The sequence below is a fragment of the Curtobacterium sp. PvP017 genome, from assembly GCF_054060195.1.
This window is the reverse complement of sequence record NZ_JBSSCY010000002.1, coordinates 583,425-597,114: the sequence shown is the minus strand read 5'-3', so window position 1 is coordinate 597,114 and position 13,690 is coordinate 583,425. Positions and strand designations below refer to the sequence as shown.

12 protein-coding genes are annotated in these 13,690 nt (G+C 72.1%); 6 read left to right on the top strand and 6 right to left on the bottom strand.

What is annotated here, in order from left to right:
* Nucleotides 1-38 precede the first annotated feature (38 nt).
* The 6 genes from ACVKXF_RS06925 to sucC form a co-directional block, all read right to left on the bottom strand.
* Nucleotides 39-1,847 carry an ABC transporter ATP-binding protein gene (locus ACVKXF_RS06925; RefSeq protein ID WP_340197729.1) on the bottom strand — a complete coding sequence of 603 codons (1,809 nt, stop codon included), beginning with the start codon at nucleotides 1,845-1,847 and terminating at the stop codon, nucleotides 39-41.
* A 577-nt stretch (nucleotides 1,848-2,424) separates the two neighbouring features.
* Nucleotides 2,425-4,059 carry a bifunctional phosphoribosylaminoimidazolecarboxamide formyltransferase/IMP cyclohydrolase gene (gene purH / locus ACVKXF_RS06920; protein WP_456795278.1) on the bottom strand — a complete coding sequence of 545 codons (1,635 nt, stop codon included), beginning with the start codon at nucleotides 4,057-4,059 and terminating at the stop codon, nucleotides 2,425-2,427.
* The gene (gene purN / locus ACVKXF_RS06915) at nucleotides 4,056-4,649 is read right to left on the bottom strand and encodes a phosphoribosylglycinamide formyltransferase (RefSeq protein WP_456795277.1); all 594 of its coding nucleotides are present in this window, start codon (nucleotides 4,647-4,649) and stop codon (nucleotides 4,056-4,058) included. The genes purH and purN overlap by 4 nt, the downstream gene beginning before the upstream one ends.
* 41 nt (nucleotides 4,650-4,690) lie before the next feature.
* On the bottom strand, nucleotides 4,691-6,685 hold the full coding sequence (locus tag ACVKXF_RS06910; protein ID WP_456795276.1) for a cell division protein PerM: 1,995 nt from the start codon (nucleotides 6,683-6,685) through the stop codon (nucleotides 4,691-4,693).
* Between the two features lie 104 nt (nucleotides 6,686-6,789).
* Nucleotides 6,790-7,677 (bottom strand): succinate--CoA ligase subunit alpha, encoded by an 888-nt coding sequence (sucD, locus tag ACVKXF_RS06905; protein WP_123311858.1) that lies wholly within the window; start codon nucleotides 7,675-7,677, stop codon nucleotides 6,790-6,792.
* An 11-nt stretch (nucleotides 7,678-7,688) separates the two neighbouring features.
* A complete protein-coding gene (gene sucC, locus ACVKXF_RS06900) occupies nucleotides 7,689-8,858 on the bottom strand; it encodes an ADP-forming succinate--CoA ligase subunit beta (RefSeq protein ID WP_456795275.1) in 1,170 nt (389 codons plus the stop codon).
* Nucleotides 8,859-9,036: 178 nt separating this feature from the next.
* On the opposite strand from sucC, the gene ACVKXF_RS06895 reads away from it, so the two are divergent.
* The 6 genes from ACVKXF_RS06895 (at nucleotide 9,037) to ACVKXF_RS06870 (ending at nucleotide 13,690) form a co-directional block, all read left to right on the top strand.
* Entirely contained in the window at nucleotides 9,037-10,668 is a 1,632-nt protein-coding gene (locus ACVKXF_RS06895; RefSeq protein WP_456795274.1) for a RecQ family ATP-dependent DNA helicase, read from the top strand.
* A 197-nt stretch (nucleotides 10,669-10,865) separates the two neighbouring features.
* Nucleotides 10,866-11,159 (top strand): hypothetical protein, encoded by a 294-nt coding sequence (locus ACVKXF_RS06890; RefSeq protein ID WP_123311852.1) that lies wholly within the window; start codon nucleotides 10,866-10,868, stop codon nucleotides 11,157-11,159.
* A gap of 47 nt (nucleotides 11,160-11,206) precedes the next feature.
* Nucleotides 11,207-11,572 carry a hypothetical protein gene (locus tag ACVKXF_RS06885; RefSeq protein ID WP_456795273.1) on the top strand — a complete coding sequence of 122 codons (366 nt, stop codon included), beginning with the start codon at nucleotides 11,207-11,209 and terminating at the stop codon, nucleotides 11,570-11,572.
* A 92-nt stretch (nucleotides 11,573-11,664) separates the two neighbouring features.
* Nucleotides 11,665-12,468, top strand: coding sequence for an oxygenase MpaB family protein (locus tag ACVKXF_RS06880; protein WP_456795272.1), 804 nt, complete (start codon nucleotides 11,665-11,667; stop codon nucleotides 12,466-12,468).
* A gap of 5 nt (nucleotides 12,469-12,473) precedes the next feature.
* Nucleotides 12,474-13,082 (top strand): hypothetical protein, encoded by a 609-nt coding sequence (locus ACVKXF_RS06875; RefSeq protein ID WP_456795271.1) that lies wholly within the window; start codon nucleotides 12,474-12,476, stop codon nucleotides 13,080-13,082.
* A complete protein-coding gene (locus ACVKXF_RS06870; protein ID WP_456795270.1) occupies nucleotides 13,082-13,690 on the top strand; it encodes an FHA domain-containing protein in 609 nt (202 codons plus the stop codon). Before ACVKXF_RS06875 ends, ACVKXF_RS06870 begins: the two co-directional genes overlap by 1 nt.

The window sequence follows — 13,690 nt, the reverse complement described above, 5'->3', positions numbered from 1 at the left end:
CGCCGCGCCTCCCGGCAGGTTCTGGTCGGTCTGCTGGCTCATGCCATCGCCTCCTGTCGTGCGGTGGCGTCATCGTCGTCGAGCGACGAGATGACGTAGCGGTAGTGCTCGTTGGTGGCCATCAGGTCGTGGTGGGTCCCGACGGCGGTGATGACGCCGTTCTCCATCAGGGCGACCCGGTCGGCCAGCGTCACCGTCGACGGACGGTGCGCCACGATGAGCGACGTCGTCTCGGCGAGGACGCGGCGGAGGCCCGCCTCGACCCGCGCCTCGGTGTCGACGTCGAGCGCCGACAGCGGGTCGTCGAGCACCAGCACCGACGGCCGGGCGGCGATCGCACGGGCGAGCGCCAGACGCTGGCGCTGTCCACCGGACAGCGACAGGCCCTCTTCACCGACACGGGTGTCGACGCCGTCGGGCAGGTCGTCCACGAAGGACGCCTGCGCGATGTCGAGGGCCTCGCGCATGAGCGCCTCGGCCTCGTCACCCTCGACGTCCGGACGACCGAGCAGCACGTTCTGCCGCACCGTCGTCGAGAACAGGGTGGCGTCCTCGAACGCGACCCCGACGTGGCGTCGCAGCTCTTCACGCGTGAGGTCGCGGATGTCGACACCGTCGATCGTCACGGATCCGCCGGTCACGTCGTACAGGCGCGGCACCAGCGACAGCAGCGTGGTCTTGCCGCAGCCCGTGAGCCCGACGAGCGCCATGGTCTCGCCCGGCTGCAGCTGCAGCTCGACGCCGTTGATCAGGTCCGGGTACTGCGGCGCGGAGTCCTGGTACCGGAAGTGCACGCCGTTGAACGACAGCGCACCGTGCGGCTCCGTGATCGTCTTCGGGTGCTCCGGATCCGTGATCGTGTTCTCGGAGTCCATGACCTCGAAGAAGCGGTCGACCGCCGTGCGGGTGTCGAACGTCATCGAGAGCAGGAAGCCGATGGACTCGATCGGGAACCGCAGCACCGTCGCCGTCGCGAAGAACGCGAACAGCTGGCCGACGCTGAGCTGCCCCTGCGACGCCAGCCAGATGCCGGCGAGCAGACACAGCGCGAACGCGACGTCCGGCACGAGCAGCAGCCACAGCCAGATGCTCGCGATGGCCTTCGCCTTCTTGATCTCGGTGCCACGGAGCGCCTCGGCCTGCTCGCTGAACTCCTCGAGCTTCGCGCCGCCGCGACCGAACGCCTTGAGCACGCGGATGCCGTGCACCGACTGCTCGACGCTCGTGGCGAGGTCACCGACCTGGTCCTGGCTGCGGCGCGCGACGACGGAGTACCGACGCTCGAACAGCAGCCCGTTGATCCACAGCGGGATCGACGCGATCAGGAAGATCAGCCCGAGCAGCCACCCGAAGGTGAACAGCACGACGAAGCCGACGACGATCGTCACGACGTTCACGACGAGCAGGACGACACCGAAGGCCAGCCAGCGGCGGATCAGCGACAGGTCCGACACGGAACGGGACAGCAGCTGCCCCGACTCCCACCGGTCGTGGAACGCGACGGGCAGGTCCTGCAGCTTCGCGTACAGCGAGTTCCGCATGCTCGCTTCGATCCGAGTCGAGGGGCGCATCACCATGCGGCGGCGCGAGGCGATGAAGAACGCCTCGAGCACACCGAGGGCCAGCACACCGAGACCGGCGGGCCAGATCTGTGCTCCGTCCTTCGATGACAGCGGACCGTCGACGAGCCACTGCAGGACGTAGGGGATTGCGAGCGCCACCAGGGAGGCTCCCATCGCTGCGGCCATGCCGCCGATGAGGCGCCCCTGGTAGGGCTTCACGTAGGGGTAGATCCGCGCGATCGCGCGGAAGGTGGACGGGCGCGCCGTGGTGGGCGACTTGGACATGCGTTGCGTCCTCATGCGTCTGCCGGGTCCCCGGGTCGCGCTGCGCGGTACCGCCTGCTGCGTGCGTACTTGCGTGCGGCTGGCGTGCGGTGCGTGCGCGGCCTCGACCTGGAGGCTCGGTGTGGCGTTGCGTGGTGATCATCGGCCGGGCGCGTGGTCGCGCCTCCGCCGTCACTCGCGTGACGTCGGTCGGGCCGGAGGGCACCGGGAGACACACGTCCCCCGGGTTCAGGCGGGTGGTTCGCGGACGCTGGTCGTGCGGCGCCGCGAGGCCGTGGGAACGGCCTGGCTAGACGGCGGCCGCGACGCGCGGTCGCGGTGCGATCAGGGATCGCCGTGCGGGAGTGGTCCCCACGACGGACACGAGACCTGCGCGGGCGGCCGTCGCCACGGTTCCGGTCATGTTGTCCATCGTCACTCCAGTCGTCGTCTTCGTCACCGTTGTGTCCGCGGTGCCACCGGTCCCGAGGGATCGTCGGCTGCCTGTCGCGGAGCCTTACAGACTATTCACAGTGACTCGCAGCGCGCAATAGGGTGCCACGATTTGTTCACTTCAGTGGAAGAAGTGACGCTCGCCTCAGTGAAAGAAGTGACGCTCGCCCGTGAAGTACATGGCGACCCCGGCGGCCTTCGCTGCGGCGATGACCTCGTCGTCGCGGACGCTGCCACCGGGCTGGGCCACCGCGCGCACACCGGCGTCGAGCAGCACCTGCAGGCCGTCGGCGAACGGGAAGAACGCGTCGGACGCCGCGACGCTGCCGGTCGCACGGTCACCGGCACGGTTGACCGCCAGGTGGCACGAGTCCACCCGGTTGACCTGGCCCATGCCCACCCCGATGCTCGCGCCCTGGTTCGCCAGCAGGATGCCGTTCGACTTGACCGAACGGCTCGCCTTCCACGCGAACGCCAGGTCGGCGAGGGTCTGGTCGTCGGCGGGCTCGCCGGCGACCAGGGTCCAGGTCGACTGGTCGAACGCCGTGAAGCGGTCGGCGTCCTGCACCAGGAAACCGCCGGAGATCTGCTTGACCTCACGCGGCGCCAGGGCGAAGTCGGCCGGCAGCGTGAGCAGGCGGATGTTCTTCTTGCGCGACAGGATCTCGAGCGCCTCGGGGTCGAACCCGGGGGCGACGACGACCTCGGTGAAGATGTCCTTCACGGTCTCCGCCATGGCCACGGTGACCGGGCGGTTCGCGGCGATGACCCCACCGAAGGCGGACAGCGGGTCGCAGGCGTGCGCGGCGGCGTGGGCCGAGGCGATCGGGTCGGCGGCGTCGGCCGGGGCGATCGCGATGCCGCACGGGTTGGCGTGCTTGATGATCGCGACGGCGGGCTCGTCGAAGTCGAACGCGGCACGGACAGCGGCGTCGGCGTCGACGTAGTTGTTGTACGACATCTCCTTGCCGTGCAGCTGCGTCGCCTGCGCGATACCGGTGCCGTCGGTGCTCGTGTAGAGCGCGGCAGCCTGGTGCGCGTTCTCGCCGTAGCGAAGCGTGGCGGACAGGTCGGCGGTGACGCTGAGGTGCTCGTCGAACGCGCCGGGCGTCGCGATGTCCCCGCTGGTCGTCGGCGCTGCGGCGGCCACGGCGACGTCGCTGGCGAAGTAGGACGCCACCGCCGTGTCGTACGCCGCGGTGTGCGCGAAGGCCTGGGCGGCGAGGCGCTTGCGGAGCTCGAGGGAGGTACCACCGGCGCGGACCGCCTCCACGACCTCGGCGTAGGACGCCGGCGACACGACGATCGCCACGTTCGGGTGGTTCTTCGCCGAGGCGCGGACCATCGCGGGACCGCCGATGTCGACGTTCTCGACCACGGTCGCGGTGTCGGCACCCGACGCCACGGTCTCGACGAACGGGTACAGGTTCACGACGACGAGCTCGAAGGCCGCGATCCCGAGGTCGGCGAGCTGCTGCTCGTGCGACTCGAGGCGCAGGTCGGCGAGCAGGCCCGCGTGCACCGACGGGTGCAGGGTCTTGACCCGGCCGTCGAGCGACTCCGGGAACCCGGTGACGCTCGAGACGTCGGTGACGGCGAAACCCGCGTCGCGGATGGTCTGGGCGGTGGAGCCCGTCGACACGATCTCGACACCCGACTCGGCGAGGGCGCCGGCGAGCTCGAGCAGGCCGGACTTGTCGCTCACCGAGATGAGTGCGCGGCGGACCGGCACCACGTCACGGTCGCGGTAGAGGCTGGGGTCGGCTGCGTGCACGCTCATGCGCTCGGGGTGCCCTTCAGTTCGGTGGTGCCGTTGGCGATGTCGAGGATGGTCTGGATGAGCAGGCGGCGCTCGACCGGCTTGATGCGGTCGTGCAGCGTCGACTCGGAGTCGCCGGGGAGCACGGGGACGCGCTCCTGGGCGAGGATCGGGCCGGTGTCCACGCCGTCGTCGACCGCGATGACGCTCGCACCGGTCTCCGTGACGCCGGCCGCGAGGGCGTCCCGCACGCCGTGGGCGCCGGGGAACTCGGGCAGGTACGCCGGGTGGGTGTTGATGATGCCCGGGGCGAACTCGGACACCACGGCCGGGGGCAGCAGGCGCATGAGGCCGGAGAGCACGAGCAGGTCGGGCGACCACGGGCGGATCTGCTCGGCGAGGGACTGCCCCCACTCGGCGCGGGTCTCGTAGCGCGAGAACGGCACCGTGAAGGTCGGGATCGAGAACTCCTCGCCCAGACCGAGGCCCTCGGCGTCGCGGTCAGCACCGATGGCGACGACACGGGCGGGGTACTCGGCGTCGAAGGTCGCTTCGAGCAGGGCTCGGAGGTTCGACCCGGTACCGGAGATCAGGACGACCAGTTCGAGCACGGCACCAACCCTACCGGGACCCGCGCGTCGTGACGTCGGCGCTAGTGGTCGTCCTTCGGACGGCGCCACCAGGGCAGCTCCTCGTCGGGGATCTGGTCGGTGACGTCCCAGTTCGTCGGACGGGCCAACCGGGTGGGAGCGGCTGCGGGGGCCTCGGGTGCGGCCGGTTCGTCTTCGACGTCGTCCCGACCGGCGACGAACTCCTCGGTGCTCCACGGGAACGCTGGCTGCGCGTCGGTGTGGTCGGGCGTGGACGTCGACGTGGCGGACCGTTCCGGTTCGACCGCCGGACGCGGCTGCTCGGCGTCGGCACCGGTCACGCGGTCGCGGAGTCCACCGGCCCGTTCGCGGAGTCCACCAACTCGCTCGCGGAGTCCACCGGCCCGTTCGCGCGCACCGTCGGCGGCACCGTGCAGTCGATCGCGGAGGGCACCCATCGCGGCGCGTCCCGACGAACGGGGTTCGCTCGGGCTCTCGTCGGCCAGGCGCTCCGAGGCGACGGCGTCGGTCTTCGCCCAGGCCGGCAGTTCCACGTCGTGGTCCGGATCGCGCGGGGGCGTCCGAGGCGTTGCGACGGGCGCCGGCGCGACCGGCTCGTCGGCGATCGGTTCCGTCGGGCTGTCCACGGCGGTTCGGGGGCGGGCAGCGGTCGACCCGTCGTGGGACTCCTCGACCACGAACCGGTGCACGTCGGTGGTCCGTCCCGCGCCGGCCTGGTCGAGCGCGGCGAGCAGCGATCCCGTCCCGGCCTCGGCTCCGGTCCGGTCTGCGTCGTCGTCCGTCTCGGTCCAGCGCTCCCGTGTCCAGCCCCGGTCCGGCAGGCGGACGAGGTCGCTGCCCGCGGCGAGGGCGATGACCGCCGGCAGGCCGATCTCGAGCGCGGCGAACCCACCCACCACCAGGGCGTGCGGGCCGACGTCGGCCAGTCGTCCGGGGCCGAACGATCCGGACGACACCCAGGCGATCAGCCCGGTCAGGACACCCGCGACGATGCCCGTCGCGACACCAGCGAGCGCTCGGTGGAGTGCGGAGTCGGCGTTCCCCAGCGCACGGACGAGTCGCGGGCGCATCGAGCCGCCGATCGCGAAGCCGGCGATCACCGGTACCAGGATCCAGACCAGGCCGAAGGTGTGGCCCGAGGTCGGCAGGGCGCCGAACACCGGCAGTCCGGGGATCGGGCCGAGGGTCGTGGCGATCGGGGACACGCTCGAACCGGTGCCGATGGCGAACCCGGGGCCGATCAGCCACGACGTCGCCCACCCGACGAAGTCCGGCAGGAACGCGAGCTGCCCGACGGTGAGGGCGATGCCGCCGATCACACCGGCGTGGGACTGCTCGTACAGGGTGATGACCTCGGCGAACGAGGTGAAGAGCAGGAACGCGACGACGACCCCGGCGATCGCGACGACGACTCCGGTGGCGGCGGTCCCGGCACGGAGACCGAACCCGGCGATCGCACGCCAGAGCACGGGCACGCGGTCGAGCAGGTCGAGCACACGCTGAGTGGCGGGGTCCGCCGGCAGGTCGCGCCGTTGTCGGCAGACCTCCGAGCTGACGAGCGCCGGGATCCCGAACCACAGCGCGGGCAAGACCACGGCCTGCCAGATCGTCGGCTGCGTGGCAGCGGAGGTCGACGACAGCGCGACGCCGAGGCCGAGCGCCGCGACGACCGCCGTCCCGACCAGCAGGCCGGTGGTGCGGTGCTCGGTCTCCGCGAAGCGTCGACCGGCACGGGCGCCGAGCCAGGCGGTCACGACCGCGAAGCCGAGCGCCGCCAGCGTCACGTTGATGGGATCGGCGGCACCGCTGACCCCGGAGCTCTTCGCCAGCGCGGACCCGAGCAGGAACGAGACGTCGACGCCGTGGCCGACGAGCCAGACGCTGCCGGCGGCCTTCCAGAACACGTCCCAGTCGATCTGCAGGCCGTACTCGAAGCCCCACAGCAGGGTGAGCGGCACCAGTGCGATCCCGATGCCGACGCCGACCGTCACGACCGCCTCGATCGCGGCGAGCAGAGCGGTTCCCAGGCGGTTCATCGCAGTGAGGATACGTGAGCCGGCCCCGGAACGACGGGAGGCTCGGCGCGGAACCCGCACCGAGCCTCCCGGCTTCGTCCCGGCCGTCTGCCGGGCAGTGGTCGCTAGCGGGCGGCGACGACCTCGCGCAGCAGCGCGGCGGTCTCGGACGGCGTCTTGCCGACCTTGACGCCGGCGGCCTCGAGCGCCTGCTTCTTCGCCTCGGCGGTGCCGGCGGAACCGGACACGATCGCTCCGGCGTGGCCCATCGTCTTGCCCTCGGGGGCGGTGAAGCCCGCGACGTAGCCGACGACCGGCTTGGTGACGTGCGCCTTGATGAACTCGGCTGCCCGCTCCTCGGCGTCGCCGCCGATCTCACCGATCATCACGATGGCCTCGGTCTCGGGGTCGGCCTCGAACGCGGCGAGCGCGTCGATGTGCGTCGTGCCGATGACCGGGTCGCCGCCGATGCCGATGGCGGTCGAGAAGCCCAGGTCGCGCAGCTCGTACATCATCTGGTAGGTCAGGGTGCCCGACTTCGAGACGAGGCCGATCGGACCCTTGCCGGTGATCGTCGCCGGGGTGATGCCGACGAGCGACTCACCGGGCGTGATGATGCCGGGGCAGTTCGGCCCGATGATGCGGGTCGTGCCGCCCTTCGCCTTGGCGTGCGCCCAGAACTCGGCGGCGTCCTGCACGGGGATGCCCTCGGTGATGACGACGACGAGCGGGATCTCGGCGTCGATGGCCTCGAGCACGGCGTCCTTGGCGAAGGCCGGCGGCACGAAGACGATGGAGACGTCCGCACCGGTGGTGTCGATGGCCTCGCGCACGGTGCCGAAGACGGGGAGCGACACGTCGCCGTGGGTGACGGTGGTGCCGGCCTTGCGCGCGTTGACGCCGCCGACGACCTGGGTGCCGGCCTTGAGCATCAGTGCGGTGTGCTTGGTGCCCTCGCCGCCGGTGATGCCCTGGACGATGACCTTGGAGTCCTTGTTGAGGAAGATCGACATGGTCAGTCCCTTCAGGCCGCTGCGGCGGCGAGTTCGGCGGCCTGCTCGGCCGCGTCGTCCATGGTCGCGGCGACGGTGACGAGCGGGTGCGCTGCCTCCGCCAGGATCCGACGACCCTCTTCCACGTTGTTGCCGTCCAGGCGCACTACGAGCGGCTTGGTGGCCGCGTCACCGAGGATGCCGAGTGCGGCGACGATGCCGTTCGCGACGGCGTCGCAGGCGGTGATGCCGCCGAAGACGTTCACGAAGACGCTCTTCACCTGCGGGTCGCCGAGGATGACGTCGAGGCCGTTGGCCATGACCTCGGCCGAGGCGCCGCCGCCGATGTCGAGGAAGTTCGCGGGCTTCACGCCGCCGTGGCGCTCACCGGCGTAGGCGACGACGTCGAGCGTCGACATGACGAGGCCCGCACCGTTGCCGATGACACCGACCTGGCCGTCGAGCTTGACGTAGTTCAGGCCGTGCGCCTTCGCCTTGGCCTCGAGCGGGTCCTCGCTGGCGGAGTCCTCGAGGTCCTTGTGCGCGGGGTGGCGGAAGTCGGCGTTCTCGTCGAGCGAGACCTTGCCGTCGAGCGCCAGGATCTGGCCGTTGCCCGTGCGGACGAGGGGGTTCACCTCGACGAGCGTGGCGTCCTCGCCCTCGTAGACGTCGTAGAGCTTCGAGAAGACGTCGGCCACCTGGTCGACGAGCTCCGCCGGGAACCCGGCCTGCTCGGCGATCGCGCGACCGGCGGCCGCGTCGATCCCGGTGAGCGGGTCGACCTCGACGCGGGCGAGCGCCTCGGGCTTCTCGACCGCGAGCTGCTCGATCTCCATGCCGCCCTCGACGCTGGTGAGCGAGAGGTAGGAACGGTTGGCCCGGTCGAGCAGCACGGAGAAGTAGAACTCCTCGGCGATGTCCGCACCCTGCGCGATCATGACGCGCTCGACGGTGTGGCCCTTGATGTCGAGGCCGAGGATGGCCTGCGCGTGCTCGAACGCCTCGTCAGGGGTCTTCGCCACCTTCACGCCGCCGGCCTTGCCGCGCCCACCGACCTTCACCTGGGCCTTGACGACGACGACGCCACCGATCTTCTCGGCCGCCGCTCTCGCCTCTTCCGGGGTGTCGGCGATGATCCCCTGCAGTACGGGGACGCCGTAGGACTCGAAGAGGTCCCTGGCCTGATACTCGAAAAGATCCACGCTGTTCTTCTTCCCGCACGGTTCGTGCGATCGGCATCGGTTTCCCGGTCGCGCACTCCACATCGAGGGTCGCTCGATGTCGAGACAACGGCCGGGAGCCAGCCTAGCGCCGGACCGTGAACGTCCGGTGCGCGCGATCCCGGCCCGTTCCCCAGCGAGCTCCCGGCACGGTGGATCGGTGAACGCTGCACTCCGTACCCGCACCGCCGACGTGTTCGGCTGGCGCCTCCGCCCCGACCAGGAGTCCGTCATCGACGCCGTGCTCGACGGGCGCGACGCGCTCGCCGTGATGCCGACCGGCTCGGGGAAGTCGGCGATCTACCAGGTCGCCGGCCTCGAGCTGGAGGGCGTCGTCATCGTCGTCTCGCCCCTCGTGGCGCTGCAGGAGGACCAGGTCGTCGGACTCGAGCACCACGTGGACGCTCCCCGCGCGGTCGCGATGAACGCCACGAGGAAGGCCCGGGACGTCGCCGAGGCCTGGGACGCGGTCGCGGCGGGCGAGGTCGGCTACGTGTTCCTGGCACCCGAACAGCTCGTGAAGGACGACGTGCTCGAACGACTCCGCGACGCCGGTGTCGCGCTCGTCGCCGTCGACGAGGCGCACTGCATCTCGTCCTGGGGGCACGACTTCCGACCGGACTACCTGGCGCTCGGCGAGGTCGTGGAACGCCTCGGCCGGCCGCCGGTGCTCGCACTGACCGCGACGGGCTCCGCTCCCGTGCGGGACGACATCGTCGAACGGCTCGGCATGCGTGACCCGTTCGTGCTCGCCTCGGGGTTCGACCGCCCCGGCATCCGGCTCGAGGTGGTCCGGCACGCCGAGGACGCCGAGAAGCGAGCGGCCGTGGTCGACCAGGTCGTCGGACTCGACGGGGCCACCGTCGTCTACGTCGCCACCCGCGCCGCGACGACGGAGTACGCCGACGCGATGGCCGCCCGCGGTCGCCGCGCGCGGCCGTACCACGCCGGCATGCGAGTGACGGAGCGCGAGGCGGTCCACACGGGGTTCCTCGACGGCGACGTCGACGTGGTGGTCGCCACGAGCGCGTTCGGCATGGGCATCGACAAACCCGACGTCCGCTTCGTCGTGCACGCCGACGTGCCCGAGTCGGTCGACGCGTACTACCAGGAGATCGGGCGGGCCGGCCGGGATGCCGAGCCGGCCGGCGCGACCCTGCACTACCGGGCCGAGGACTTCGGCCTGCGCACGTTCTTCGCGTCCGGTTCGCCCCGACCCGCGTCGGTCCGCGCCGTGTTCGACGCGGTCCCGGCCACCGGTCCGATCGCCCGGTCGGCGCTCGCGGAGGCCTCCGGTCTGTCGTCACGCACCGCCGGTCGTGCCCTCAACGCCCTGCTCGACGCCGGCGTCCTGCGCGACGACGTCGACGGGGTCACGCGGGTGCCGGACGGCCCGGCGACCGCGGCCCACGCGGCCCGCGCAACGGCGGACCGCGCGGCGGAGCGCGAACGGGTCGAGGAGTCCCGCATCGCGATGATGCGCCAACTCGCCGAGACGACCGGGTGCCGACGGCAGTTCCTGCTCGGCTACTTCGGCGACGAGCTCCCGGAGCCGTGCGGCAACTGCGACACCTGTTCGTCGGGGACGGCCCTCGACGGCGGAGCCCACGTGGCCGACGGCGCGAACGACGACGTCTGGCCGCCGGATGCCCGCGTCGAGCACGCCGAGTGGGGCACCGGCGTGGTGATGAGCACGGAGGAGGACCGCATCACCGTCTTCTTCGAGTCCGCCGGGTACCGCACGCTCGGACTCGCCGACGTCGCGGAGCGCGACCTGCTCCAGCGCGTCTGACGCCCCTGCGCTGACCGGCGGGGGAAGGCGCGGTCGCTCGACCACCCGTCGGCGACCGCGCTCCACTCCCCCGAGCACGGGCGATGCTGCCGTGGCGGTGTGACCGGCAGGTGACCTCCGGGTGAACGCGACACGAAACCGGACGGTCGCCAGGTGCCGGCGGGTAGGCAGGAAGCCCGCAACGGAAAGGAACCACCATGAGCGATCCCGGCATCAGCCCCGTCGACGACTTCGAGGCCCAGCAGCGCCGCGACGACGACATCGACCGCGAGCACGTCGGCCCGTACGAGGTGGACGAGTCCGAGGAGTCCCTCGAGACCGTGACGAACGACGCGGTTGCGGGCGAGACCGTCGAGCCGCAGCCCGGTGACGGCACCGACGACGGCCCGACCGGCGGCTCCCCACGCGAGGGGTCGCCCGACCTGTGGGAGCACGACGCCGACGAGGACCGCCCGGACCTGGGCAACGACCTCGGCACCAAGCCGCTCTGACCAGCGGTCCCCAGGGACCCGCGGAACACGGCCCGTAGCATCGGGCCGTGTTCCGTCGTGTCCGTGCCAGCGTCCGCAGCATGCCGTCGGCCGCCCGCCTGGTGGCGATCGCGGCGATGCTGCTCGTCGCGGCCTCGGCGCACCTCGCCGCGCAGTCGGAGCCCGCGGGACGATGGGTCCCGCTCCTCGCGGTCGCGGTGGTCGGAGCCGTCGTCACCGGAGCACCGAGCCGCCGCTGGCCGCTCCCTGCGATCTGGCTCGTCGCCACCCTGCTCGCCCTGACCGGCGACGTCCGGGTCGACGGCACGTACCTGGTGATCGCCCTCGCGACCGGTGCGGTCGCGCTCCTCGCGGCGATCGCCGCTGATCTCGTCCCCGTCCTGCGGGCGCGACGCCGACGGGGTGGACCGTGACCACCCCACGGTCTGGAGGCCCGGTGTCGGGCCCGCACCGTCCCTCCAGGCACGGCCGTCACCCCGCTGGCGCGGTGCGCCGGAACCGGCTGGTGGGGCCCACCTCCCGGCAGCAACACGGTCGCGTCCACGACCGCGATCTGCGTCGGTTCCTCGCCGACAGCACTCCCGTGGCCGCGGGCGGCCGCGCCATCCTGCTGCAGATCGCCGACCCGGTCGTCGCGGCGGGCGTCCGCCGGCACTCGGACTTCGCACGACGACCGCAGCAGCGGCTGGCCCACACCCTGATGTTCGCGTACGCCGTCGTCTCCGGCACGGAGCAGGACGCCGCGATCGCCGCCGGCTTCGTGAACCGGGCCCACGTCCCCGTGACCGGCGCGGACGACGTCGACCGGCAGCTGTGGGTGGCCGCGACCCTGTTCGACTCGGCACGTCGGGCGCACGACCTGTTCGGTGTGCCCGTCACGGCGGAGCGGGCGGAGGACGTCCTCGCCGCCTACGCCCCGATCGCGACGACGCTGCGGGTGCCCGCCGATCGCTGGCCGACGTCGGTCGCCGCCTTCGACCGGTACTGGGCGGACACCCTCGACCGGCTCGAGGTCACCGACGACGCCCGCGAGGTGGTGCGGGACCTGCTGCACCCGCGATTCGCGCCGCTCTGGGTGCGCGCTGCGATGCCCCTGGTCCGGATCGTCACGGTGGGGATGCTGCCGGAGCAGCTGCGCGCCGCGTACGGGTTCGCGTGGGGGCCGCGCGAGCAGCGGCGGTTCGGTCGGACGGTCGCGCTGGTCGGCGGTGTGCGATCGGTCCTGCCCGGCGCACTGCTGCGGCTGCCGGGCCCGCTGCTGCTCCGGGCGATGCGCCGGACGGCCGGGCGACACGCCACGGTACGGTAGCGGGCATGTCGGTCGACCACTTCGCCATCACGGTCCCCCGCTCCTGGTTCGAGCTGCCCGTCGAGCCGGAACGCCGCGACGACCGGATCAGCGCCCTCGTGCAGGAGCGCATCGAGGACCAACGCGAGCTCTGGGACCACCGCACCGAGATCGTCCGGGCGCTCCGCCGGTTCGCGCGGTCGGCGTGGGACAGCGGTGCCCGGTACTGCGCGGCCTTCGCCGAACCGAGCGAGGACGGCATCGTCTCCGGTGCCCTGACCGTCACGGTCCTGCCCGCGCCCGAGGCCGGCGGCGACCCGCTCGCCGCCCTGACCGACCACGTCGCCGCGCTCGGTGGTGACGACGACGACATGCACGTCGACGTGCACGAGGTCCCCCGGATCGGCCGTGTGCCGCGTGTCTGGGGTGTCTCGACCGTGCAGGCACCGGACGGCCGCGGCTCGTTCGACGTCGTGCTCATGCAGACGTTCGTGCCGGCCGGTGACCAGGTCGCACTGGTGAGCGTGTCCTCGCCCGCGACCGACCTGGCCGAGCCCCTGTACGAACTGTTCGAGACCGTGACCGACACCTTCGAGCTCATCGACTCCGCCACCGTCGGCGGTGGGGTCGACTGATGCGGATCTGGCCGTTCCGGAAGCGCCGGAAGCCCGTCGAGCCCGTCGTCGAGCGGGTCACCGTCGACGACCTCGCGCGGATGGCGCAGCGCGGCGAACTCGCGCGCGCGGTCGTCACGCCGCCGCCGGCTCCCCGCGCCAGTGCCGACCGGGTGCGGGCGACCGTCGCGCAGCTGCCCGGGCGTCCGCTCGGCTCCGCCGGTGGGACGGCTCGACGCGACGCGGCTCCGGCGCGACAGACCGCTGCCGCGGTCCTGGTCCTCGACGACCACCAGCGGGTGACCGTGTCCGGCGGCGGGCTGATCGGCCGCGACCCGGCGAGCGCCCACCCGGACGGCGGCTACGCGCACGTGATCGCGCTCGAGGACCCCGACAAGCTGCTCAGCCGCACGCACCTGGAGTTCGGGTTCGGCGCCGAGGGCTCGCTCTGGGTGCTCGACACGGCGTCGGCGAACGGGGTCGAGCTGCGGCGGCCGGGGTTCCCGGCGACGATGGTGCCGCCGGCGCAGCGCACGGTGGTGCAGCCGGGCGACGTCGTGGTGTTCGGCGGGCACACCCTGCGCGCCGAACCGCGGACCGCGCTGGTCGGCGACGCCCCACTCGGCTGA